The 24,078-nt window shown below is 56.1% G+C and carries 21 protein-coding genes; 16 read left to right on the forward strand and 5 right to left on the reverse strand.

Going from position 1 to position 24,078, the window contains the following annotated elements; genetic code table 11:
• The 5 genes from flhC to cheW all read left to right on the forward strand — a co-directional run bounded on the left by flhC (position 1) and on the right by cheW (position 5,080).
• Positions 1-579 carry a flagellar transcriptional regulator FlhC gene (flhC, locus tag FOY96_RS08155; protein ID WP_013096051.1) on the forward strand — a complete coding sequence of 193 codons (579 nt, stop codon included), beginning with the start codon at positions 1-3 and terminating at the stop codon, positions 577-579.
• A 123-nt stretch (positions 580-702) separates the two neighbouring features.
• Positions 703-1,590 carry a flagellar motor stator protein MotA gene (gene motA / locus FOY96_RS08160; RefSeq protein WP_008500417.1) on the forward strand — a complete coding sequence of 296 codons (888 nt, stop codon included), beginning with the start codon at positions 703-705 and terminating at the stop codon, positions 1,588-1,590.
• Positions 1,587-2,516 (forward strand): flagellar motor protein MotB, encoded by a 930-nt coding sequence (motB, locus tag FOY96_RS08165; RefSeq protein WP_032658606.1) that lies wholly within the window; start codon positions 1,587-1,589, stop codon positions 2,514-2,516. Before motA ends, motB begins: the two co-directional genes overlap by 4 nt.
• A 4-nt stretch (positions 2,517-2,520) precedes the next feature.
• A complete protein-coding gene (cheA, locus tag FOY96_RS08170) occupies positions 2,521-4,557 on the forward strand; it encodes a chemotaxis protein CheA (RefSeq protein ID WP_033145876.1) in 2,037 nt (678 codons plus the stop codon).
• A gap of 19 nt (positions 4,558-4,576) precedes the next feature.
• Positions 4,577-5,080, forward strand: coding sequence for a chemotaxis protein CheW (gene cheW, locus FOY96_RS08175; RefSeq protein ID WP_023312262.1), 504 nt, complete (start codon positions 4,577-4,579; stop codon positions 5,078-5,080).
• Positions 5,081-5,184: 104 nt separating this feature from the next.
• On the opposite strand, the gene FOY96_RS08180 is transcribed toward cheW, so the two are convergent.
• A complete protein-coding gene (locus FOY96_RS08180; protein ID WP_033145875.1) occupies positions 5,185-6,450 on the reverse strand; it encodes a dicarboxylate/amino acid:cation symporter in 1,266 nt (421 codons plus the stop codon).
• 429 nt (positions 6,451-6,879) lie between these two features.
• Here FOY96_RS08180 and FOY96_RS08185 point away from each other — a divergent pair, with 429 nt between their 5' ends.
• From FOY96_RS08185 to cheZ, 11 genes are all read left to right on the forward strand, one after another.
• A complete protein-coding gene (locus FOY96_RS08185; RefSeq protein ID WP_023312260.1) occupies positions 6,880-7,452 on the forward strand; it encodes a Csu type fimbrial protein in 573 nt (190 codons plus the stop codon).
• Between the two features lie 12 nt (positions 7,453-7,464).
• A complete protein-coding gene (locus FOY96_RS08190; RefSeq protein WP_039263671.1) occupies positions 7,465-8,013 on the forward strand; it encodes a Csu type fimbrial protein in 549 nt (182 codons plus the stop codon).
• A gap of 16 nt (positions 8,014-8,029) precedes the next feature.
• The gene (locus FOY96_RS08195; protein ID WP_143346821.1) at positions 8,030-8,785 is read left to right on the forward strand and encodes a fimbrial biogenesis chaperone; all 756 of its coding nucleotides are present in this window, start codon (positions 8,030-8,032) and stop codon (positions 8,783-8,785) included.
• Positions 8,761-11,145: a fimbria/pilus outer membrane usher protein gene (locus tag FOY96_RS08200; protein WP_143346822.1), complete on the forward strand. Its 2,385-nt coding sequence runs from the start codon at positions 8,761-8,763 to the stop codon at positions 11,143-11,145. Before FOY96_RS08195 ends, FOY96_RS08200 begins: the two co-directional genes overlap by 25 nt.
• Positions 11,142-12,104: a Csu type fimbrial protein gene (locus FOY96_RS08205; protein WP_143346823.1), complete on the forward strand. Its 963-nt coding sequence runs from the start codon at positions 11,142-11,144 to the stop codon at positions 12,102-12,104. Before FOY96_RS08200 ends, FOY96_RS08205 begins: the two co-directional genes overlap by 4 nt.
• Positions 12,105-12,188: 84 nt before the next feature.
• The gene (gene tar, locus FOY96_RS08210) at positions 12,189-13,856 is read left to right on the forward strand and encodes a methyl-accepting chemotaxis protein II (protein WP_058841404.1); all 1,668 of its coding nucleotides are present in this window, start codon (positions 12,189-12,191) and stop codon (positions 13,854-13,856) included.
• Positions 13,857-13,900: 44 nt separating this feature from the next.
• Positions 13,901-15,502 carry a methyl-accepting chemotaxis protein IV gene (gene tap / locus FOY96_RS08215; protein WP_023312254.1) on the forward strand — a complete coding sequence of 534 codons (1,602 nt, stop codon included), beginning with the start codon at positions 13,901-13,903 and terminating at the stop codon, positions 15,500-15,502.
• Positions 15,503-15,521: 19 nt separating this feature from the next.
• Entirely contained in the window at positions 15,522-16,388 is an 867-nt protein-coding gene (gene cheR / locus FOY96_RS08220) for a protein-glutamate O-methyltransferase CheR (RefSeq protein ID WP_023312253.1), read from the forward strand.
• On the forward strand, positions 16,385-17,434 hold the full coding sequence (locus FOY96_RS08225; RefSeq protein ID WP_029741783.1) for a protein-glutamate methylesterase/protein-glutamine glutaminase: 1,050 nt from the start codon (positions 16,385-16,387) through the stop codon (positions 17,432-17,434). The genes cheR and FOY96_RS08225 overlap by 4 nt, the downstream gene beginning before the upstream one ends.
• A 17-nt stretch (positions 17,435-17,451) precedes the next feature.
• On the forward strand, positions 17,452-17,841 hold the full coding sequence (gene cheY / locus FOY96_RS08230; RefSeq protein WP_008500431.1) for a chemotaxis response regulator CheY: 390 nt from the start codon (positions 17,452-17,454) through the stop codon (positions 17,839-17,841).
• 10 nt (positions 17,842-17,851) lie between these two features.
• On the forward strand, positions 17,852-18,496 hold the full coding sequence (gene cheZ / locus FOY96_RS08235) for a protein phosphatase CheZ (protein WP_023312251.1): 645 nt from the start codon (positions 17,852-17,854) through the stop codon (positions 18,494-18,496).
• A 48-nt stretch (positions 18,497-18,544) separates the two neighbouring features.
• On the opposite strand, the gene FOY96_RS08240 is transcribed toward cheZ, so the two are convergent.
• From FOY96_RS08240 to FOY96_RS08255, 4 genes are all read right to left on the reverse strand, one after another.
• On the reverse strand, positions 18,545-19,708 hold the full coding sequence (locus FOY96_RS08240) for a fimbrial protein (protein ID WP_143346824.1): 1,164 nt from the start codon (positions 19,706-19,708) through the stop codon (positions 18,545-18,547).
• Positions 19,709-19,712: 4 nt separating this feature from the next.
• Positions 19,713-22,232 carry a fimbria/pilus outer membrane usher protein gene (locus FOY96_RS08245; RefSeq protein WP_172620509.1) on the reverse strand — a complete coding sequence of 840 codons (2,520 nt, stop codon included), beginning with the start codon at positions 22,230-22,232 and terminating at the stop codon, positions 19,713-19,715.
• Between the two features lie 30 nt (positions 22,233-22,262).
• Positions 22,263-22,955 carry a fimbrial biogenesis chaperone gene (locus FOY96_RS08250; protein WP_143346826.1) on the reverse strand — a complete coding sequence of 231 codons (693 nt, stop codon included), beginning with the start codon at positions 22,953-22,955 and terminating at the stop codon, positions 22,263-22,265.
• A 129-nt stretch (positions 22,956-23,084) separates the two neighbouring features.
• Complete coding sequence (locus tag FOY96_RS08255; protein WP_094935603.1) at positions 23,085-23,660, reverse strand: fimbrial protein; 576 nt, start codon at positions 23,658-23,660, stop codon at positions 23,085-23,087.
• Between the last annotated feature and the right edge of the window lie 418 nt (positions 23,661-24,078).

Genomic DNA, 24,078 nt, shown 5'->3' on the forward strand with positions numbered 1-24,078 from the left:
ATGAGCGAGAAAAGCATTGTTCAGGAAGCGCGTGACATACAGTTGGCCATGGAGCTGATTACACTGGGTGCTCGTTTACAAATGCTGGAAAGCGAGACTCAGCTGAGCCGTGGCCGTCTCATCAAACTGTACAAAGAGTTACGTGGTAGTCCCCCGCCGAAAGGCATGCTGCCGTTTTCTACCGACTGGTTTATGACGTGGGAGCAGAATATTCATGCTTCCATGTTCTGTAATGCCTGGCAGTATCTTCTCAAAACCGGTTTGTGTAGCGGCGTTGACGCCGTGATCAAAGCGTACAAACTTTACCTTGAACAATGCCCACAGCAGGAAGAAGGCCCTCTGCTGGCGCTGACCCGCGCATGGACGCTGGTGCGTTTTGTTGAGAGCGGAATGCTTGAACTGTCGCGCTGCAACTGCTGCGACGGCAATTTTATTACCCATGCTCATCAACCTGCAGGCAGCTTCGCCTGTAGTTTATGTCAGCCTCCATCCCGCGCAGTAAAAAGACGTAAACTTTCCCGGGATGCTGCCGATATTATTCCACAACTGCTGGATGAACAGATCGAACAAGCTGTTTAACCCGAACGTGTGGGAAAGATTCCAGCAGCGGTAAGCAATTACCGCTGCTTTTTTTTACCCCGCAAACGGTAAACGCTGCGAGCTGGACGTCCTTGCCATAGTCACTAGCGGAAGGATGATGTCGTGCTTATCTTATTAGGTTACCTGGTAGTTCTCGGTACAGTTTTCGGCGGTTACATGATGACCGGCGGGCACCTTGGAGCACTCTATCAACCGGCTGAACTTATTATCATCGGCGGTGCAGGGGTAGGGGCTTTTATCGTTGGTAACAACGGTAAATCGATCAAGGGCACGCTGAAAGCGATTCCGTTGCTGTTCCGTCGCTCGAAATACACCAAAAGCATGTATATGGATCTGCTGGCACTGCTCTATCGCCTGATGGCGAAGTCGCGTCAGCAGGGCATGTTCTCGCTTGAACGGGATATTGAAAACCCGAAAGAGAGCGAAATTTTTGCCAGCTATCCGCGAATTCTTGCTGATGCCATGATGCTGGATTTCATCGTCGACTATCTGCGACTCATCATCAGCGGCAACATGAACACCTTCGAAATCGAAGCGCTGATGGACGAAGAGATCGAAACCCACGAAAGCGAATCTGAAGTGCCGGCCAACAGCCTGGCGCTGGTCGGCGACTCGCTTCCGGCATTCGGTATCGTTGCCGCGGTAATGGGCGTGGTTCACGCCCTGGCCTCGGCAGACCGTCCGGCAGCCGAGCTGGGCGCGCTGATTGCCCACGCGATGGTGGGGACTTTCCTCGGTATTTTGCTGGCGTACGGCTTCATCTCTCCGCTGGCGAGCGTTCTGCGCCAGAAGAGCGCGGAAACCACCAAAATGATGCAGTGCGTGAAGATCACGCTGCTCTCTAACCTCAACGGTTACGCGCCACCGATCGCGGTTGAGTTTGGCCGTAAAACGCTTTACTCCAGCGAGCGTCCGTCGTTTATCGAGCTTGAAGAACACGTGCGTGCGGTGAAAAACCCAAACCAACAGACGACAACTGAGGACGCATGAAAAACCAGTCCCATCCGATCGTCATCGTAAAAAAACGCAAGCACAAGGGCGGCGGGCATGGCGCACACGGCTCGTGGAAAATTGCGTACGCCGACTTTATGACCGCAATGATGGCGTTCTTTCTGGTGATGTGGCTGATCTCCATCTCCAGCCCAAAAGAACTGATCCAGATTGCCGAATATTTCCGTACGCCGCTGGCAACGGCGGTGGCCGGTGGGCCGCGTATCTCTAACAGCGAAAGCCCGATCCCGGGCGGCGGCGATGATTACACCCAGCAGAAGGGTGAGGTGAAAAAAGAGCCGAACATCGACGAGCTGAAAAGAAAGATGGAGCAGGCGCGTCTGAAGAAACTGCGGGGCGATCTCGATCAGCTGATTGAAGCGGATCCGAAGCTGCGCGCGCTGCGCCCGCATCTGAAGATCGACCTGGTGCAGGAAGGGCTGCGTATTCAGATTATCGACAGCCAGAACCGCCCAATGTTTAAAACCGGGAGTGCGGAAGTCGAACCGTACATGCGCGATATTCTGCGTGCCATTGCACCGGTGCTGAACGGCATTCCTAACCGAATCAGCCTGTCAGGACACACGGATGATTTCCCGTACGCCAGTGGGGAGAAGGGATACAGCAACTGGGAGCTTTCTGCCGATCGTGCCAACGCCTCGCGTCGCGAGCTGGTGGTAGGTGGGCTTGATGATGGCAAGGTACTGCGCGTAGTCGGCATGGCCGCAACCATGCGCGTTTCCGACCGCGGGCCGGATGATGCCATCAACCGTCGTATCAGTCTTTTAGTGCTGAACCAGCAGGCGGAGCAGGCCATCCTGCATGAAAACGCCGAAAGTCAGAATGAGTCACTGGACGATTTAAAACAGCCTGGGGCCGTTCCTTCGGCTGCCGTTCCAACATCGCCACCAGCCAATCCGAGGTGATAGCGTGAGCATGGATATTAGCGATTTTTACCAGACATTCTTTGATGAAGCCGACGAATTGTTGGCCGATATGGAGCAACACTTGCTCGATTTGGTGCCCGAAGCACCGGACTCCGAGCAGCTCAATGCCATCTTCCGTGCGGCGCACTCTATTAAAGGCGGAGCCGGAACGTTTGGATTTACCATCCTGCAGGAAACGACCCATTTAATGGAAAACCTGCTTGATGAAGCACGACGCGGTGAGATGCAGCTCAATACCGACATTATCAACCTGTTTTTGGAAACCAAAGATATTATGCAGGAACAGCTCGACGCCTATAAAAGTTCGGCAGAGCCTGATGCCGCCAGCTTTGAATACATCTGCAATGCGCTGCGCCAGCTCGCCCTGGAAGCAAAAGGTGAAGTCGCTGCAGCCGTTGTCCCTGCGGCGAAACTGAGCGTTGTCGATGCGGTTGCTGCCGACGAGGCCGCGCCAGCCGCTGCACAATCGGGCAAACTGCGCGTTGTGCTGTCACGTCTCAAAGAGAATGAAGTTAACCTGCTGGAAGAAGAGCTGGGTAACCTGGCGAAGTTAAGCAACGTGGTAAAAGGCAAAGACAGCCTTGCCGCGACGCTTGATGACGGTATTGGCCAGGACGATATCGTCGCGGTGCTGTGCTTTGTGATTGAAGCTGACCAGATCGCCTTCGAAACCGAAACGGCTGCGGTTGACGCCCCTGTGGCAGTGGAAGAGGTGGCCGTTGTCGCTCAGGCCGCCGCACCGGCTGTGGCTCCTGCGGCTCCGGCGCTGAAGGCAGTGCCAAAAGAGGCCGCAGCACCTGGCCGCGGTGAGAAACCTGCCGCGCGCTCCAGCGAGTCAACCAGCATCCGCGTTGCGGTTGAGAAGGTCGACCAGCTGATTAACCTGGTGGGCGAACTGGTGATCACCCAGTCGATGCTTGCTCAGCGTTCTAACGAACTGGACCCGGTTACGCACGGCGATCTGATCACCAGCATGGGTCAGCTGCAGCGTAACGCCCGCGACCTGCAGGAATCGGTCATGTCCATCCGTATGATGCCGATGGAATATGTCTTCAGCCGCTTCCCGCGTCTGGTTCGCGACCTTGCCAGCAAGCTGAATAAACAGATTGAACTGACCCTGATGGGCAGCTCAACCGAACTGGATAAGAGCCTGATCGAGCGCATTATCGACCCGTTAACGCACCTGGTGCGTAACAGCCTCGACCACGGTATTGAACTGCCGGAAAACCGCATCGCCGCCGGAAAATCGCCGGTCGGCAACCTGATCCTCTCTGCGGAACACCAGGGCGGGAACATCTGCATCGAAGTGACCGATGACGGCGCGGGTCTTAACCGCGAGCGCATCCTGGCAAAAGCGATTTCGCAGGGGATGGCGGTCAATGAAAACATGACCGATGAAGAAGTGGGCATGCTGATCTTCGCGCCGGGCTTCTCTACCGCGGAGCAGGTGACCGACGTGTCCGGACGCGGTGTGGGCATGGACGTGGTGAAACGTAACATCCAGGAGATGGGCGGCCACGTTGAGATCCAGTCTAAACAGGGTTCCGGCACCACCATTCGCATCCTGCTGCCGCTGACGCTGGCGATCCTCGACGGCATGTCAGTCAAAGTGGCGGACGAAGTCTTTATCCTGCCGCTGAACGCCGTAATGGAATCCCTGCAGCCGCGTGAAGAAGATCTGCATCCGCTGGCGGGCGGCGAGCGCGTCCTAGAAGTGCGCGGTGAGTACCTGCCGCTGGTTGAGCTGTGGAAAGTGTTCGAAGTGGACGGGGCGAAGACAGAGGCCACGCAGGGCATCGTTGTGATCCTGCAAAGCGCGGGCCGTCGCTACGCGCTGCTGGTCGATCAGCTGATTGGTCAGCACCAGGTGGTAGTGAAGAACCTCGAAAGCAACTACCGCAAAGTGCCGGGTATTTCTGCCGCCACCATTCTGGGTGATGGTAGCGTGGCGCTGATCGTCGATGTGTCGGCGCTTCAGGGATTAAATCGTGAACAACGTGTGGCGTACACAGCCGCCTGATTAAGTAGAAGGTAATAACATGACCGGTATGAGTAATGTAACGAAACTGGCGGGCGAGCCATCAGGGCAGGAATTCCTGGTATTCACTTTAGGCGATGAGGAGTACGGCATCGATATCCTGAAAGTGCAGGAAATCCGTGGTTACGACCAGGTTACCCGCATCGCTAACACGCCTGCTTTTATTAAAGGTGTCACCAACCTGCGTGGCGTCATTGTGCCAATCGTGGACCTGCGCGTGAAGTTCAGCCAGGGCGACGTTGATTACGACGACAACACCGTGGTGATCGTTCTGAATCTGGGGCAGCGCGTGGTAGGTATCGTGGTGGACGGCGTATCTGATGTGCTTTCCCTGACCTCTGACCAAATTCGTCCTGCGCCGGAGTTTGCGGTCACGCTGTCGACCGAATACCTGACCGGCCTGGGCGCGCTCGGCGAGCGTATGCTGATTCTGGTGAACATCGAGAAGCTGCTGAACAGCGATGAGATGGCGCTGCTGGATATCGCCGCGAGTCACGTAGCGTAGGTAAATGCAAAACGGCAACCCAGGTTGCCGTTTTTTGTGTTTGCTTCCTCTCCCTGTGGGAGAGGGCAGGGGTGAGGGCATCAGGCCTCACCCTTTTTTTCACCTTACGCTTCCTGCTTTACCAGCTCAGCTTCAGCTTCCGCTTCCCGCGCGCCTTCATTCTGTGACAGCATCGCGGTCGCAATACCATTGCCCAGCACGTTAATTGCGGAACGGCCCATGTCCAGGAAGTGGTCGATCCCCATCAGCAGCAGAATACCCGCCACCGGAATATTAAAGCTCGGAATGGTTGCTGCCAGCACCACCAGTGAAGAACGCGGTACGCCGGCAATCCCTTTCGACGCCAGCATCAGGGTCAGCATCAGCACCGTCACTTCAGAGAAGCTCAGGTGAATGTTGTACGCCTGAGCGATAAACATCGAGGCGAAAGAGCAGTACACCATCGAACCCACCAGGTTGAACGAGTAGCCAATCGGCAGAACGAAAGAGGCGATGTTGCGCGAGCAGCCGAAGCGCTCCAGCTGTTCCAGCGTTTTCGGGTAGGCGGCTTCAGAGCTGCTGGTGGTAAAGGCCACCAGGACCGGATCTTTCAGCATGCTGACCAGGCGAAACACCTCTTTTTTCAGCACCATGTAGCCCACGGCCAGCAGCACCATGCAGGTAAGAAGAATGGCAACATAGTAGCCGCCAATAAAGGAGGCGTAGTTCAGCAGAATGCCCAGACCCTGCGTGGCAATGACGGATGAAATCGCCGCGAAAATGGCCAGCGGAGCAACGTACATCACGTAACCCGTTACCTTCAGCATGATATGGGAAACCACATCCAGCGCGGCCACCAGCGGCGCGTTGAATTTCTGCCCCAGCGACGCGCCGCCGATGCCGAAGAACATTGAGAACACCACAATCTGCAGGATCTCATTGTTCGACATCGCCCCCGCGATACTGGTCGGAATGGTGTGTGACAGGAACGCTTTCAGCGTCATGCCGCCAACGGCCAGGCCGGTATCCACCGCTTCTGTCGGAACCGTCAGGTTCAGACCGCTTCCCGGATGCTCCAGCGTGACGATGAACAGGCCAACCAGAATAGAGAGCACGGATGAGCTGATAAACCACACCATCGCTTTGCCGCCAACGCGGCCAATAGTGGAGGTTTCGCCCAGCTTCATAATGCCGACGGTGAGCGTGCTGAAGACCAAGGGTGCAATGACCATTTTGATCAGACGGAGGAAAATATCGGTCAGAAGGGTAATATTATCCGACCAGGCTTTGATGGCATCCGCAGATGCGTACTCATGAATTGCTGCCCCTGAAAGAATACCCGCCAGCATGAATATCACGATGAAGAGTGTGAGTTTGTTTGCACTTGCCACGAAAAAAGACCCTCTATGCGCTTCAGATGTAGCCCGCGTCGATACATATAAATTTTTTATTACGATGCGGGAAATTATTCGGCACATAAATTGACGCAAAGTGTAGGGGGATACAACTCCTTTTTAATTTTTATTAATTTTGTTGTTAATGCGCTGACGATATATTGTGATCGTCGTCACACTTTAATGGATATATTCTCCCCGGATAGAATGAAATTGTTGCCTGAATTAATTTAACTTGCTGTTATTTATAATAAAGTTGAGTCAATAAGACATATGCCTTATGCGTTAACGGGCTGGTGGTCGAAGCGATATCCATAAACTAAATTCTCAATAACCCCCTCAGAGGAACGTTAAGCGGGGCTAACATCTTGAACGACAAAAATAAAATGTGGCAAGGGAACGGAGACGTCTTCTGGAGGGTGGTAAATGAAAAGAAAACTTCTTTTGATCTGCGCAGGCACCTTACTGGCTGCGACAACGGCCCATCAGGCGCTGGCCGTCACCAGCAGCGGCACCATCGGTGCAACGCTGACGCTGACAAACGGGTGTCTGATAAACGGCTCGCCCGCACAAAGTGGTATTAACTTCGGTACGCTCGATTTCGGTACCCATCCGGCAACCTTTTCCACGCTTACGACGCAGCTGAGCGGCGCCAGCGGCGGAAACACCTTCACCATTCAATGTACGACCGCCAGCTATACGGTCGCGATCACCGGTAATACCCACTCCACCGCGCCCGGCTCGGTTGTCGGTTCGCCGGGCACGCCTGAACGCTATCTGGTGAATACGGCCAACGCGGCACAGGGCGTGGCTTACAGCCTGTACAGCGACAGCGGGTTTAACACCGTGATTGCCAATAACGCCGCGCTGCCGATCGCGTCTACGGCCGGAGGGGTGGACAGTTACACCCTCTACGGACGGATTACCGGCGGCGGTAACAGCGTGACGGTCGTTCCGGGAACCTACACCGACACGATTAACGTCAGCGTCACCTACTAGTCCCAAACCGCCATGAAGGCATCTCTCACAGGTCTGCGCAAACGCGCAGAGGGACGCGTGCAGCCTTTTTTCGCGCTGATCGTCGGATTGCTCACGATGCCCACGGCGGATGCGGTGACATCCCAGTCGTTTAAGGTCAGCGCGACGATCGTACCGGGATGCGCGGTGGCCACCGGTAGCGGAGGGCTTCTCGGTACGCTGGATTTTGGCAGCCATAACGGCGTTGAGAGCGCGCCGGTGAGCACCAGCTTTGTACCGAACGGGGCGTTGTCTATTGCCTGTACGCCAGGCGTGGCGCTGAGCATGAGCATTAATGGCGGTCAAAATTATTCATCCGTTCGCCGCATGAAGCGCGCGAACGGCGTCGATATGGTGCCATACCGGCTCTACAGCAGCAGCTCGCTGGCCGCGAACAGCGAAATTGGCGTCAACCAGGCGATAGCGGTGACCTATACCAACAGCAATAACATCGCGCTGCCGCTTTTTGGCGTGGCGCTATTGACCGGGTTTAGCCCGGCGGGAACCTATTCCGATCAGCTCACCGTGACCTTGTCATGGTAATAAAGGGAGAGTGTTGATGAAGCCATTTTTCAGACCGGTTTGTCTGGCGGGCGCGTTGGGAATGGCGGTTGCTGGCCAGGCGCAGGCGGCGGCCACCATCCTGCTCTGGCCCATCGATCCCTGGCTTGCTGCAGACGCCAACGCCACGGAACTGTGGATCCAGAACCAGGGAAATAGTGCCACGACGATGCAGGTCCGCATTGTGCGCTGGAAGCAGGAGGACGGACACGAGCGCTATACCGCGCAGCAGGACGTGGTCGCCAGCCCGCCCATCGTCACGATTGGCACAGGCAGCAAGCAGCTTATTCGCCTTATCAAACAGGCTTCGGTTCCCGCTGGGGTCGAACAGGCCTATCGCATTATCGTCGATGAAATTCCCCAGCCAGATGCCAAAGCCGAACCCGCCATCGGCCTGAAATTGCAGATGCGTTACTCCATCCCTCTGTTCGTATATGGACAGGGGATCCCGACCATCAAAGAGGGCGCGCATCACGCGCTGGCGGAGACCCAAAACCTGAGCTGGCGGGTGACGCAGGCGGAGGGGAAGCCTGCGCTGGAGGTCAAAAATCGGGGTGATGTTCACGTCAGGCTGAGCCAGGTGGCGCTGGAGCAGGGCGGTCAGAAACGCACGGTGGCGGAGGGATTGCTGGGTTACGTCCTGCCGGGCAGCACCCGCAGCTGGCCTATACCCGCTGGCATTCGTCAGCCAGAGCGGATCAGCGCGCAGATTAATGCCAGGGACGAACAATGGCAGTCGACGCCCGTCAACTGAAGCCGGCGATGATGATACTGCTATGCGTCAGTTCAGCGACTCTGGCCGGGCCCGGCGACGACAGTTTACCGCCGCCTCCCCAGGCACAGGCGATAAATGATGAAGCGGTTTTCCAGCTGGCCATCGTGGTCAATCACTACGATACCGGCCTGGTCGTGCCCGTGACGCAGCGTAAAGGCGCTTTCTTTATCTCCAGCGCCGATTTGCTGCGCGCGGGGCTGCCCCCGGCGCACGTTCCCACCGGCGAGGTAAATCTCTCCTCGCTTGCTCAGGTTCGGGTGGAGTACGACAGCGCAGCGCAGCGCCTGCTGCTTAACGTTCCCCGCGACTGGGTGACGGCCCGCGTGACGCCTTTCAGCGCGCAAGCGGCGCAGGCCAAACCGCACTACGGGCGCGGGGCGCTGCTGAATTACGATCTCTACACCAACCACACGGAACATATCGGCGGTCAGGCGTCGATCTGGCATGAGTTCCGCTACTTCAACGAGAACGGCTCGTTTTCCTCGACCGGTTACGCGCGGGAAAATTTCACCGGTAACGACGGACAGCAGGAAGGGTATGTCCGCTATGACACGACCCTGCTGTTCACTAACGAAGATGACGCGATGAGCTGGAGCGCCGGGGACGTGATCAGCGATGCCCTGAGCTGGAGCTCCAGCGTGCGGATGGGGGGGATAAGCGTCGGGCGGGATTTCTCCCTGCGTCCTGACCTGGTGACATGGCCGCTGCCCGAGTTCGCGGGGGAAGCCGCGGTACCCACTTCGGTCGATCTTTTTATCAACGGCTATCGCTCCGGCTCAACCCAGCTTCAGCCGGGCCCCTTCACCCTGACTAATCTGCCCTATATCAACGGCGCCGGGGATGCGGTGCTGGTCACAACGGATGCGCTGGGGCGCCAGGTAAGCACCACGCTACCGTTTTACGTCACCAGCGACCTGCTCAAACAAGGGCTGAGCGACGGCGCCGTGACGCTCGGCAGCCTGCGGCGTAATTACGGCATCAAGAATTTTGACTACGGTCCGGCAGCCGGCAGCGGCTCGTATCGCTACGGGATGACGGACTGGCTAACCCTCGAGGGCCACGCGGAAGGGGCGCAGGAGCTGGCGCTGGGCGGCGCGGGGACGGTGATAAAACTCGGCCAGTTTGGCGTGGTGAATACCTCTTACTCGCAAAGCCGCATGCGCGGTGATGCGGGCGGGCAAATCAACTGGGGTTACCAGTACAGTACCAGCGAGTTTAGCGTCGCCACCCAGCACACGCGTCGCGACCGCGGCTTTGGCAATCTGGCCCTTTACGATCAGCCGACGGTATATGACGAAAACAATAAGCCCATCGCCAGCTTTAGCCGTAATACGGACCAGTATTCGCTGACCTTCAATCTGGGACGGTACGGCAACATCGGTGCGGCCTGGATCGGCGTGGAGAGTTTTGACAGCCAAAAAACCGAGCTGCTCAATCTCTCCTGGAGCCGAAACCTGTGGGGAGCGAGCAGCATTTACCTGGCCGGCAGCCGGGATCGGCAGCGGGGAGACTGGACGGTCGCGCTGTCGCTGCAGGTGCCGCTGGGGGCGCGCGACAGCGCTGCCGTCACCGTTGAAAACACCCCGGATGCAGGCAGTACCCAGCGCATTAACTACAACCACTCCATGCCTTCTGACGGTGGGTTCAGCTGGAACATGGCCTGGGCCAACCAGTCAAGATCCAGTGATTATCAACAGGGTACGCTGGGCTGGCGCAATAACAACATCGAGCTGCAGGGCGGCGGCTATGGCGAAAGGGATACCATGACCTGGTGGGGCGAGGCGATGGGCGCCGTTGTGCTGATGGACGGCGAGCTGTTCGCGGCGAATAAGATCAACGATGCGTTTGTGGTCATCAGTACCGATGGCCACCCGGATGTGCCCGTCAGCTATGAGAACCAGCCCGTCGGTAAAACCAATAACAACGGCTACCTGCTGGTCAGCGGGGTGTCGGCGTATTACCCGGCAAGCTACCGGATTGATACTTTGAATCTGCCGGCGGATACCCGTCTGAAAGAGACCGAGCGGCGGATCGCGATTCGGCGCCACAGCGGCTATCTGGTCGATTTCCCGATGGAGCAGGAACGGGTGGCCAGCGTTATTCTGCATGACGCGCGCGGGAAGGCGTTGCCGGTGGGAAGCCAGGTTCGACGCGCCTCGCGCAGCAATGCGGTGGTGGGGTATGACGGCATCGCCTGGCTGGAAAATCTCAGCGATGTGAACCCGCTGGAGGTGATCGCACCTGACGGGAGGCGCTGTAAGACTACCCTGACCGTGGGGGCCAATCCGGAGCACAAGCTGAAAACCTACGGGCCGCTGGTTTGCCGGGAGGAGCCATGACGCGCCTGCTGCTATTCATCCTGCTGCTGTTCTCCGGCGGCGGCTGGGCGGCGTGTACCGTCAGTACGGTTAATGCGTCGTTTGGCAGCGTCACCTCGTTCGCGCTTAGCGGAACCGGAGAAGTTCAAACCACCGGCACGCTGGTGGTGGCCTGCGATGCCGTACTGAATATGCTGACCAGCGACTCGGTAACGCTGACCTACACCGCGGCATCGGTTTCGGGCAGCAGCCGGGCCACGATGAAACGCACGGATAATGCGGCCATCACCGACGTGATCCCCACCCGGCTGTGCGGGTTATCGGGATGCGCGAGCAGCAGCGAGGTACAGATAAGTAAATCATATACCTGGAGCGGGAGTACCCTGCTGGGGTTGCTGGGGTCAAAGCAGTACAACATTCCGCTCTATTTCCGCACCGTCGCCGGGCAAAACGTCACTGCCGGGCCATATCAGGTGCAGTTAACCTTCAGCATTAACTACAGCGTCTGCTCCGTGGGCGCGCTTGGCATTTGCACAATCAATCAGACGGGAACCGCGACAACCACCATCCTGCTGGATATGACCGTCACCAACGACTGCAGCGCCATGACCACGCCAGATGTGAACTTCAACAGCGCGCCGCTGGTGCAAAGTTTCCCCACCGTCTCGCAGGCGATTGCCGTCACCTGTACCAAAGGAAGTTCGTATACCATCGGCATTAATAACGGTGCCAACGCGCTGAACAACGTGCGGCGGATGGTGAGCGGCAGCAACGCCATGAGCTACGACATCTATAAGGAAGCCACCGGTAACCGCTGGGGCGGCAGCGGCAGCGAGCGCTGGTCAAGCGCGGTATCGTCCCAGGTCAGTACCGACGGTTTACTGCGCACCTACAACTACACCGCGAAAGTCCTGACCAATCAGGCCACGCCGCCCGCCGGAACCTACACCGACACGCTGATTGTCGACGTGGCGTTTTAACCCCGCGCTTTTCCCTTTCGCAAATGTAAAGTTCCTGTGGGCTGTGCCGATAACACCGTTAATAAATCTATGAGAAGGTGTTGTATGTTGAACCGTATCCGCGTTGTCACAATGCTCATGATGGTGCTGGTCATTTTCGCACTTCTTCAGCTCATCTCCGGCGGGCTTTTTTTCTCGTCATTAAAACAGAACCAGGACAGCTTCGCGGCCTCGAACGATCTCCGCCTGCAGCAGAGTGAACTCACGTCGACGTGGGATCTGATGCTGCAAACGCGTATCAACCTGAGCCGCTCGTCCGCGCGCATGATGATGGACCCCAACAATCAGCAGAGCAGCGCGAAAACCGATCTGTTGAAAAATGCCCGTGCCACCCTCGCTGACGCCGCGAAACATTACGACGCCTTCAAAAAGATCGCCCCGCAGCCTGCTATGGAGCAGGTGAGCCAGAATATCGATGAAAAATACAATGCCTACCATACCGGCCTGACAGAGCTGATTCAGTTCCTGGAGAGCGGCAACATGGACGCCTATTTCGCGCAGCCAACGCAGGGGATGCAAAACGCACTCGGCGCGGCGCTGGGGGAATACGCGAAGGTCAGTGGCGATCTCTATCACTCGGCCTTTACGGCAAGCCAGAATGACTACCGCTTTGCAAAATGGCAGATGGCCGTGATGGCGCTGGCGCTGGTCATTGTGCTGGTCGCGGTCTGGTACGGCATTCGCCATATCCTGCTGAACCCTCTCGGGCGCGTCATTGCCCACATTCGTGAAATTGCCGGCGGTGACCTGACCAAAACGCTGACCGTTTCCGGGCGCAATGAGATCACCGAGCTGGCAAACAGCGTTGACCATATGCAGCGTTCGTTAATCGAAACCGTTGCCAACGTACGTAACGGGTCGGAGGCTATCTACACCGGCACCAGCGAAATTGCGATGGGGAATAACGACCTCTCTTCTCGTACCGAGCAGCAGGCGTCCGCCCTGGAAGAGACGGCCGCCAGCATGGAGCAGCTCACCGCGACCGTGAAGCAGAACGCCGATAACGCCCGCCAGGCGTCTCAGCTGGCGGAAAGCGCCTCCGAGACGGCGCAGCGCGGCGGCCGCGTGGTGGATGGCGTGGTGAAAACCATGCACGAAATCGCCGACAGCTCGAAGAAAATCGCCGACATCATCAGCGTTATCGACGGCATTGCCTTCCAGACCAACATTCTGGCGCTGAACGCCGCCGTGGAAGCGGCGCGCGCGGGTGAACAGGGGCGCGGGTTTGCCGTGGTGGCCGGGGAAGTACGCAACCTGGCCAGCCGCAGCGCCAACGCGGCCAAAGAGATCAAGTCTCTGATTGAAGATTCCGTCTCCCGCGTGGATACCGGCTCCGTGCTGGTGGAAAGCGCCGGGGAGACCATGAATGACATCGTGAATGCCGTCACCCGCGTGACGGACATCATGGGTGAAATCGCCTCTGCGTCCGATGAGCAGAGTCGTGGTATCGACCAGGTTGCCCTGGCGGTATCGGAAATGGATCGCGTGACACAGCAAAACGCCGCGCTGGTGCAGGAGTCCGCTGCTGCGGCCGCTGCTCTGGAAGACCAGGCGAGCCGTCTGAAGATGGCCGTCTCGGCGTTTCGTCTCGCTTCACTCGCTGGAAATACGGTCACCCCGCAGGCGACGTATCGTGCGCCAGCCGCTGAATCGGCTGTAAACCGTACGCGCACCGCGACGACCGGACAAGATGAAAACTGGGAAACATTTTGACTGACAATTAAACCGCGGCTGCTTGCCGCTTGATGGGAGCGTGGATGTTAAATCGTATTCGTATCTCGACCACACTGTTTTTGATTCTGATCCTTTGCGGTGTGTTGCAGGTTGGCAGTAACGGGTTGTCTTTTTGGGCGTTTCGCGATGGCTATCAGAATTTGCAGGAAGTTGAGGCGAGTAATCAGCAGCGCTCCGCACTGGCACAAACGCGTGCCGTGCTGTTGCAGGCAAGCACTGCGCTGAATAAGGCGGGAACCTTAACCGCGCTGAGTTATCCGCCGGATGACATTAAAGCGCTGATGGCGACCGCGCGCGACAGCCTGAAGCAGGCTGACGCACAGTTTAAAGCCTTTACGGCGCAGGCCGCCGACAGTGAGAAAGAGAAAGCGCTGAAGGCCGCCATGAAGACGAACTTTGAGCAGTGGTACAGCGATCTGGACCACCAGGCGACGTGGCTTGAGAACAACCAGCTTTCGGACTTTATGACTGCACCGGTTCAGGCGTCTCAGGCGGCGTTTGACGGCAGCTTTAACGCGTGGCAGCAGGATATTAACCAGTCTGTTCAGCGTGCCGGTGACCAGAGCCGTCAAAGCTATCACATGTCGGGCGTCATCTTTGCCGTGGTGGTGATTCTGGCAGGGCTGCTGACCGGCGGGGCGCTGCTCTGGTCGCGCAGAATGATTGTGCAGCCGCTGGCGATTATCAGCAGCCACTTCGACAGTATTGCGAAAGGGGACCTGGCGCGTCCGGTGGCGGTGTTCGGCAAGAACGAAATTTCGGCGATCTTTGCCAGCCTGAAGGCGATGCAGGGATCCCTGCGGGAAACGGTGAGCGACGTGCGGCAGGGCAGTTATGCCATGCACACTGGGATCTCTGAGATTGCGGCGGGGAACAACGATCTCTCGTCCCGCACCGAGCAGCAGGCGGCCTCGCTGGCGCAGACGGCGGCCAGCATGGAGCAGTTAACCGCGACGGTAGGCCAGAACGCCGATAACGCGCGTCAGGCGTCTGACCTGTCAAAACAGGCGGCGATGACGGCGAAGAAAGGCGGCGACCAGGCGTCCCATGTCGCCAGCACCATGCAGGAGATTGCCACCAGCTCGCAGAAAATTGGTGACATCATCAGCGTGATTGACGGTATCGCGTTCCAGACCAACATTCTGGCGCTGAATGCCGCCGTGGAAGCGGCGCGCGCCGGTGAGCAAGGGCGCGGGTTTGCGGTGGTGGCGGGGGAGGTGCGTAACCTGGCGAGCCGCAGCGCCAACGCGGCGAAAGAGATTAAGGTGCTGATCGAAGAGTCGGTTTCGCGTGTTCAGCAGGGCTCAACGCTGGTGGATACGGCGGCGAAAACCATGCACGAGATCGTCACCTCCGTGACGCGGGTGAACGACATCATGGGCGAGATTGCCTCTGCGTCGGATGAACAGCGTCGCGGGATTGAGCAGGTTGCCCAGGCCGTCAGCCAGATGGATCAGGTGACGCAACAAAACGCCTCGTTAGTTGAGGAAGCTGCAGCGGCAACCGATCAGCTGGCCAGCCAGGCGGATCGTCTGACCGGACTGGTCGCGGTATTTAATGTGAAAGAGCACGTTGAAGCAGTAACAGAAGTCGGGCGGTCGCAGGCCGTGCCAGTTGTATCCTGAATGTAATTAAGAAGGCGCTATGACATCACCAATGCCCCCTGGGCAAACGTCATTATTGTTGCAGATGACACAGCGCCTCGCGCTGTCCGACGCGCATTTTCGTCGGATATGTCAGTTAATCTACCAGCGTGCGGGGATCGTGCTTGCGGATCATAAGCGGGACATGGTCTACAACCGTCTGGTGCGGCGCTTGCGTACGCTGGGGCTGGATGATTTTGGCCGCTATCTGAGCATGCTCGAGGCGAACCAGAACAGCGCAGAGTGGCAGGCTTTTATTAACTCGTTAACCACCAACCTGACGGCGTTTTTCCGTGAAGCTCACCACTTCCCGGTCCTGGCCGAGCACGCCCGCCGTCGCACCGGGGAGTATCGCGTATGGAGCGCGGCCGCCTCGACGGGTGAAGAGCCGTACTCGCTGGCGATAACCCTTGCTGACACCCTGGGCATGACGCCCGGACGCTGGAAAGTCTACGCCAGCGATATCGATACCGAGGTGCTGGAGAAGGCGCGTAACGGCGTGTATCGCCAGGATGAACTGAAAACGCTGTCGCCGCAGCAGCTGCAGCGTTATTTCATGCGCGGCACGGGCCCGCATGAAGGCCTGGTGCGCGTACGCCAGGAGCTGGCGAACTGCGTCGAATTCGCGCCCGTTAACCTGCTGGATAAGCAGTACAACGTGCCGGGGCCGTTCGATGCCATTTTTTGCCGTAACGTCATGATCTATTTTGATAAAACGACGCAACAGGACATTTTGCGTCGGTTTGTTCCGTTGCTCAAGCCTGACGGTTTACTGTTTGCCGGGCACTCGGAAAACTTCAGCAACCTCGCGCGTGAGTTTAGCCTGCGTGGGCAAACGGTATATGCGCTGAGTAAGGAAAAAGCATGAGTAAAATCAGGGTGTTGTCTGTCGATGATTCAGCGCTGATGCGTCAGATCATGACTGAAATTATCAATAGCCACAGCGACATGGAGATGGTGGCGACTGCGCCCGATCCTCTGGTAGCGCGGGATTTAATTAAAAAATATAACCCCGACGTGCTAACGCTGGATGTCGAGATGCCGCGCATGGATGGCATAGATTTCCTCGAAAAATTAATGCGGCTTCGGCCCATGCCGGTGGTGATGGTCTCCTCCCTGACCGGAAAAGGATCGGAAATCACCCTGCGCGCGCTGGAGCTGGGGGCGGTGGATTTTGTCACCAAACCGCAGCTTGGCATTCGCGAAGGGATGCTGGCCTACAGCGAAATGATTGCGGAGAAGATCCGCACCGCGTCGCGGGCGAAGCTTGCTGCCCATACGCCATTGGCCGCGCCTGCGACCCTGAAGGCCGGTCCCTTACTCAGCTCGGAAAAACTGCTGGTTATTGGAGCGTCAACCGGAGGAACAGAGGCAATTCGTCATGTACTCCAGCCATTGCCGCTTTCAAGTCCGGGTATTCTGATCACTCAGCATATGCCGCCAGGCTTTACCCGTTCGTTCGCCGAACGCCTGAACAAGCTGTGCCAGATCAGCGTGAAGGAGGCGGAAGACGGCGAGCGCGTGCTCCCGGGACATGCCTATATCGCCCCGGGCGACAAGCATATGGAGCTGTCGCGCAGCGGCGCTAACTATCAAATCAAAATTCATGACGGACCGCCGGTCAACCGGCACCGTCCGTCGGTGGATGTGCTGTTTCATTCGGTGGCGAAACATGCGGGGCGCAACGCCGTTGGGGTGATCCTGACGGGGATGGGCAACGATGGTGCCGCCGGAATGCTTGCAATGCACCAGGCTGGCGCCTGGACGATTGCGCAGAATGAAGCAAGTTGTGTGGTGTTCGGCATGCCGCGCGAGGCCATCAATATGGGTGGCGTGAGCGAAGTGGTCGATCTTAGCCAGGTAAGCCAGCAGATGCTGGCGAAAATCAGTGCCGGACAGGCAATACGTATTTGACTCAGGAGTATTATTTTATGGCGGATAAAGAGCTTAAGTTTTTGGTTGTGGATGACTTTTCCACCATGCGTCGCATCGTGCGCAACCTGCTGAAAGAGCTGGGCTTCAACAACGTTGAAGAAGCAGAAGACGGCGTTGATGCGCTGAACAAACTGCAGGCTGGCGGGTTTGGTTTTGTTATCTCCGACTGGAACATGCCAAACATGGACGGTCTGGAACTGCTGAAAACCATTCGTGCTGATGCCGGAATGGCGTCTATGCCGGTTCTGATGGTTACTGCAGAAGCGAAAAAAGAGAACATCATTGCCGCTGCACAGGCGGGCGCAAGCGGCTATGTGGTGAAGCCATTCACCGCGGCAACCCTGGAAGAGAAGCTCGGTAAGATCTTCGAGAAACTCGGCATGTGAGGTGATGGAAATGTTGCAACCTGCTATGAAACCCGTTGAAGAACACTCGCCGAGCGATATTATCGTCCGCATCGGCAGCCTGACGCGCATGCTGCGTGACAGCCTGCGTGAGCTGGGTCTGGATCAGGCGATTGCCGAAGCGGCGGAAGCCATTCCTGATGCCCGCGATCGTCTGGACTATGTTGTGCAGATGACCGCTCAGGCCGCGGAACGTGCGCTGAACAGCGTCGAAGCGTCACAGCCGCACCAGGATGCGATGGAAAAGGGGGCGAAAGCGCTGAGCAAACGCTGGGACGAGTGGTTTGAGAACCCTATCGAGCTGGCGGATGCCCGTGAGCTGGTGACGGATACCCGTCAGTACCTGGGTGATGTGCCGGGGCACACCAGCTTCACCAACGCCCAGCTGCTGGACATCATGATGGCGCAGGATTTCCAGGACCTGACCGGTCAGGTGATCAAGCGCATGATGGATGTTATCCAGGAGATTGAGCGTCAGCTGCTGATGGTTCTGCTGGAGAACATCCCGGAACCGGCGGCCCGTCCAAAACGCGAGAACGAAAGCCTGCTCAATGGTCCACAGCTCGACGCCAGCAAGGCGGGCGTTGTGGCAAGCCAGGATCAGGTAGACGATCTGCTCGACAGCCTCGGCTTCTGATTGTTCTGATTACCCTCAGGCTGCGGCGTCAGCCTGAGGGTAGTTCGGTTAGCGAAGATCCATCTTCACCGTCACGTTACCTTCAAAGCGGCCGGGGGCCGGGGAGGCATTGGTCGTGCTGACCGGTACAGCCTGAATTTTGACCACACCGTTTCCCTGCGCGTCCATCGTCACCGGAAACTCATAGGTCCCGTCCAGCGCGACGTTCTGACTGTGTTCATCATATACACGCACCCCGAGATCGTCCCTGTCCAGAAGTTTTGCAATGTACGGCGTACTGCTGTCCGCGACCCCCTGATCAGCGGTTAGCGTGAGCTTTATCCGGTCCGTGTTTCCCACTGCGTTATCATCACAGTGGTAGGCAATATCAACGTTTTTGATAGCATAACGTTTCGGCGGTTGCCCCTTAATGACGAATTGCTTGCTGACGATGCTGCCGAACTCAACCTCAATGGTGCTGCCTGCGTTGATAGTGCAGCTTAGCGGCGCAGATAACGTGCCGCTAAACCAGATATCAGAGACCTGTTCTGCCTGCCCGGGATCGCAGCTTGTCCCCGTGCCGAAATAGAGGCAGGCATAGTTTTGCGCGACGATCGTCGAAGGGATCACCTCTTGACCCAGGATGGGTTTTTTAACGTGAAGCAGGATCGCAACGACGTTCCAGCGGAAATTACGCTTTATAACAGCGGCGTTGCTCGGCTGGGTGCTGCTATTGCAAACGTTGGCATTTCCCTCCGTTTTGGCGAGTGCATTCTCGGTAGTGCTACGCATATTACCTCTGGACGTCGGGTATTCATTGACAGGTAACGGGGTCAAAGAAGTGCCGTCCGGAGAGTTGATTGCATCCGCATAGGCGGTGATATCGGCATCGATCTTTTCGGTCAAGTAGCCGTATCCGTTTGTTCCAGGATTCAGCGGGCTTCCGGCAAACGTTTTTTCATAGACCATGCTCGAAGAAAACATATTTCCGGGACAGCTGCAGTTGGCCACTATCACCGGGCCATTGCCGACCAGATGATTTGGCACATCATAGTCATGATTGGCAATATTTTCGCTGGACGAAAACTCATGATCGAACGACGTGGTGTAGGCTTGCGGCGTACTGAAGCAGTTATGAAGTAAAGTCGCGGCCCTGCACGGGCTGGTTGCGGCCAGGCTCAATGCCGTGGCCAATGAAGCCCAGACGGCCCGTTTCGTGAGTATAGTTGTCATGTGCTTATTCCTGCTGACAAAGCTCGCTAACCGAGCGAATACCGTTAGGGCTTTCGGTTTGGTTAGCTGACTGTTGCGTAATGCTGGCGCGGCACTGTTGGCCCGTGCCGTTACCCCATTTCACGATGAGCTGCGCGGTCTCTCCAATGCCTGCCAGATAGACTGTGCCGGTTTCATCGATAATGCCGCTCATCACCGGGTCGCTACTGGTCGCGATGGCGCCGAACGGAACGGGGAGACCGTTTGGACGCTTCAGGGTGACCAGCATCCGGTAGCCTGTGTGGGCGTCAAATCTGGCCAGAACTGCCGCGTTGCGCGAGGGAATGACGGTGATGGCGGTATCGCTGCTGTCCACATTTTCCGGCAGGCTCGAGGTATCAATACGAATATTATTCTCCTGGTACGGAGTGAGCGATGGAATGACTGCGTTACCCTGCCAGTCGGTCTGAATACCCCGCTGGTTCAGGAAACGGACGCCGGAAGCATCGTTGGCGTTGACGATAGCAAACTGGCTTCCTAAAGGTTGAGCCAGCGTGATGCCCTGAGGATGGGCAACAATACCGCCGCTAATGCCGTAGTTAAGCTGCTGAGAGTGATCGGTGGAAGCGTAATATCCGGCGGTCAGATTGGCGTACTGCGAGCGGTAGCTGCCATAGACGCTGCTGATATCTTCCCCGTCGTGGTTGGAGTGGCTCTGCTGCAACGAGTAGCTCAGACGCTCATCCTCCAGAAGCGTGCCGCTGAGGCCCACGTTTTGCCGCGTATAGCCATTTTTAGTGTTGCTGATGTTATAGCTACTCCAGGCGCGTGGCAGCCATCTGGCGAGAGGAATGCTAAATCCCAAAGAAACCATCCTGTCAGACTCGTCGCCGTTGGTTTTGCTGTACGTATAGGCAATGTGATAGCTCGTGCCGGAAACAACGGTATTGAATCCCAGAGACAGGTTGCGCTCTTTTTTAGAGGTGCCCCAGTAATCCTGCTGATAGCCGTTAAGATACAGACTTACCCCAGCAACGGTTTGGCTAACGCTGGCCTGAATGCGGTTGCGTTTATTGTAACGAAACTGCAGATCGTCTTCGTGGCCGTCATGCTTTTGGTTGGCGTCGGCAAAGCTGTAATACCCGCGGCTGGAGTATCGGTAGCTGCCGAGGCTGAAGTTGGTATCGGTCGAATCCAGCTTACCGGTATAAAGCAAACGCCATGACTGGCCGGTATGCTGGCTGTTATCGTCTAGCCGGGTGTCGGCCATGGTAACGTCAGCGGACAGCGAGCCCAGCGGCCCGAGCGCCAGACCGGCACCGGTATTGGCTGCGTTATAGTCTTTCGAGAGCGTCAGCCCTCCAAACCAGGTGAGAAGGTTATTTAAACCGTAAATCATGCTGCCCTGGAAAAAATCGGGTTCCTTTTGGTCGCTCCCGCTTTCAGCACGATAACGGCCTGCTGTCATTTCGTACTTCATACGCCCAGGCCGCAGCATAACCGCGATACTGGAGTAGGGCTGCGTAAAGTGATGCTCGGTGCCGTCAGCTTCTTTCACCGTAACGTCCAGATCGCCGCTGTTGGTCGTGGAGTAGAGATCGTCGATTTCGAACGCGCCCGGCGCGACATTTTGCTGATAGATGAGGTAGCCATTCTGGCGCACCGAGACTTCCGCATTTGAACTGGCGATGCCGCGTATGACAGGGGCATAGCCGCGTTGGCTGTAGGGAAGCATCTCTTCATCCGACGCAAGGTTAACGCCCCGGTACTGTAAGCTATCAAATACCTCGCCCCGCGTGTTGCTTTCTCCGGCCGTGAACTGTGCCTTGAGGGCGTCAACGTCATGCTGGAGGAAGGTATTGATGTTTTCCCACAGGTTTTCATTCTCTGAATTGCTCCACGTTGAATAGTTGCGCACTCGCCAGCCACCCAGGTTGGCGCCGGTGCGCAAATTCAGATACTGACTGGTGGCGCTGTTGTCGCCGCTCTCCTTATTTTTTGATCCTGAGAAAGCGTAGTCACTGAACAACACGGGAACACCGTCGTCCCAGCGCGAGGGATCGATGTAATCGCGACCGGTACTTCTTAACGCGGCCTGAGGAATACTCAACGCTAATGTCATGGTTGAAAAATCAAGCCGCGCGGAGGACTGGGGGATATAGTTGCTGATATCTTTAGGCAAAGCCTTATTGGCGGGTAATGCAAGCAAGGCGGGATACTGGTCGATAGCAACCCCCCATGCCCGCAGCATATCCGGTGTGAGCTGCGGTATCAGTGACCCTTCCGGGGAGCTGACGTAAGCGATACTGGTGGTGCTCAGGCGGTGTTCGTTCACCTGCACTCGTGAAGAATAGGTGCCGGGTAGCTGAGCATTCGACTTTGAAAAGAGTGAAAGGTCGATATCCTGCTGGGCCAGCATGTCTCCTTCAAGCGATGAGGGTGAGAAACGATACTCACGGGCCAGCGTCGAGAAGCTCGCGATGAGCAAGACACCGCCAAGGCAGCGAAGTAGCGGATTCGGTCTAAAGAGCCGCTCGTATGACATATCATTACGTCCTGTCATCATCGCGGTTTTTTAATCCTGCGCCAGGGTGGCGGTGTATTTTTCGGAAGCATTGCCGTAATCGGTTATGCAGCGCCAGGTGACGCTCGTTCCCTGAGCATTGTCAGGAAGAGGAATGTCAGCGCGGGATTTAGGGGCAACCATGTCGGCTTTCTCCACTTTGTGCGCTCCCAGCGCAAGTGAATCAAAGACGCTGTAGAATGCCCCCTCGTTGATGACAGTGAGCTGCTGACCATGACGCGCGAAGCGCAGGTTTTTGCAGGATTCATAGGGCGTACCGCTCAGTCCGACTGGGCGCCAGAACAGTTTCAGACGCGTTTTATAGATTAACCGCAGGACGTTTTTGTCTCCCTCATCCGTAGCCGTGGCAGGAACGGTTCGTACGTTCATATAGAACAGAGATTCTTTATCGCCTGCTAAGGTTGTCCCGTTCCAGGTAATACGCAGGCTTTGCTCTTTTTGCGGATCGAGCCGAAAGAGAGGCGGTGTCACGATAAACGGTCCGTGCGTTTTGCCATCACCTGTATCCGTCCATGACTGTATTAACCATGGAAGCTCTTTATCATTATTTTGTAAGGGCAGGGCAACTTCCTTTTTCGCGGCATCGTAGATTATGCGTGTGCGACCGATCTGAATACCTGCTGCGTGACAAAAGGTGCTTGCAATAACAGGGATGCATAATAAGACCTGGAGTAAAATGCGCATAGTGAAACCTTTAATAAAGGAGGTTGAAGGGAAATGATAATAGTCCGAGTCCGGACTATTATCAGATCATGACTCCTTAAATGTCATGACGCCTAAATATATATATTATGAATATCAGTAATACGATTATTAACGGTAAAGAATATTTACCGTCATATCAGCATCTGCCGGACCGGCGGTAACCGCATCTGCAAATGATTTATAGCGGGCATTAAAATCAGCTTTAATCGTATCTTCGGATTTTGTCGCCAGTTCGATATAGATCTGCCCTTCAGCGCCATCCATCGTGATGAGCTTATCATCTTTACCCGCCGGGCTGACGGCAATGCCGATACCGGTGGCCGCGGTTTCGCCCGTGGTGGTAATTTTACTGACGTCCAGTAGCGTCTTGGTCTTGGTCAGGGTCGTTGGGCCGTTAAAGGTCAGCTGAACAGCTGGAAGCCCAGCGCTTGTTAACGGGCAGTTCGCCAGCGTAATGGAGAACTCCGTAAGTGCGGTCTCCTTCCCAACGGTATTAAACAATGATGTAGGATAGGTACCCAGTGGTATAGTACTGTCCGTGCCGTCGTCACCCTGAATGGTGCAGCTTGATTCGATAATTTCACCCGTGAAGTGAATAGTGCCAGCATTCATTTCTGCGGCGAAACCATTCATCGACAGTGTTGCAAGGGCTAAGCCCGCAATAATATTCTTTTTTAAATCCATCTTAAATGTTCCTTTAAGTAAAAATAATTATCTGGCATGCATTTTGCTTTCTGGTTGAAAGTAAATTATGTCGCGTGAAATTATAACATTTAATTTTATGCGGGTAAGGGAGTCTCAGGATTAATGTTATACAGATTTATCCATTTTTGGATTTTGTGGGGTAATGATTTATATAATTTTAATGGCTCTGAATTATTGAATTTACATAGTTATATCATTCCTGCAATACCAAGTAGTTAAAATCGACGGTTATGTTAATTTTTTTTCGGGATATTTTAGAGCAAATGTTCTTTAAAACTGCGCTTAATTCATTTTGTAATATGAAACACATCACAAAAGCTGGAGAATGTTCGTTCGAACATTTCTTGCCCTCTTTTCACTCACCCGAATTGCAGAGGGGGGCTTAAACTGGATAAAA

It is taken from the genome of Enterobacter asburiae (genome assembly GCF_007035645.1).
Classification (GTDB): domain Bacteria; phylum Pseudomonadota; class Gammaproteobacteria; order Enterobacterales; family Enterobacteriaceae; genus Enterobacter; species Enterobacter asburiae_B.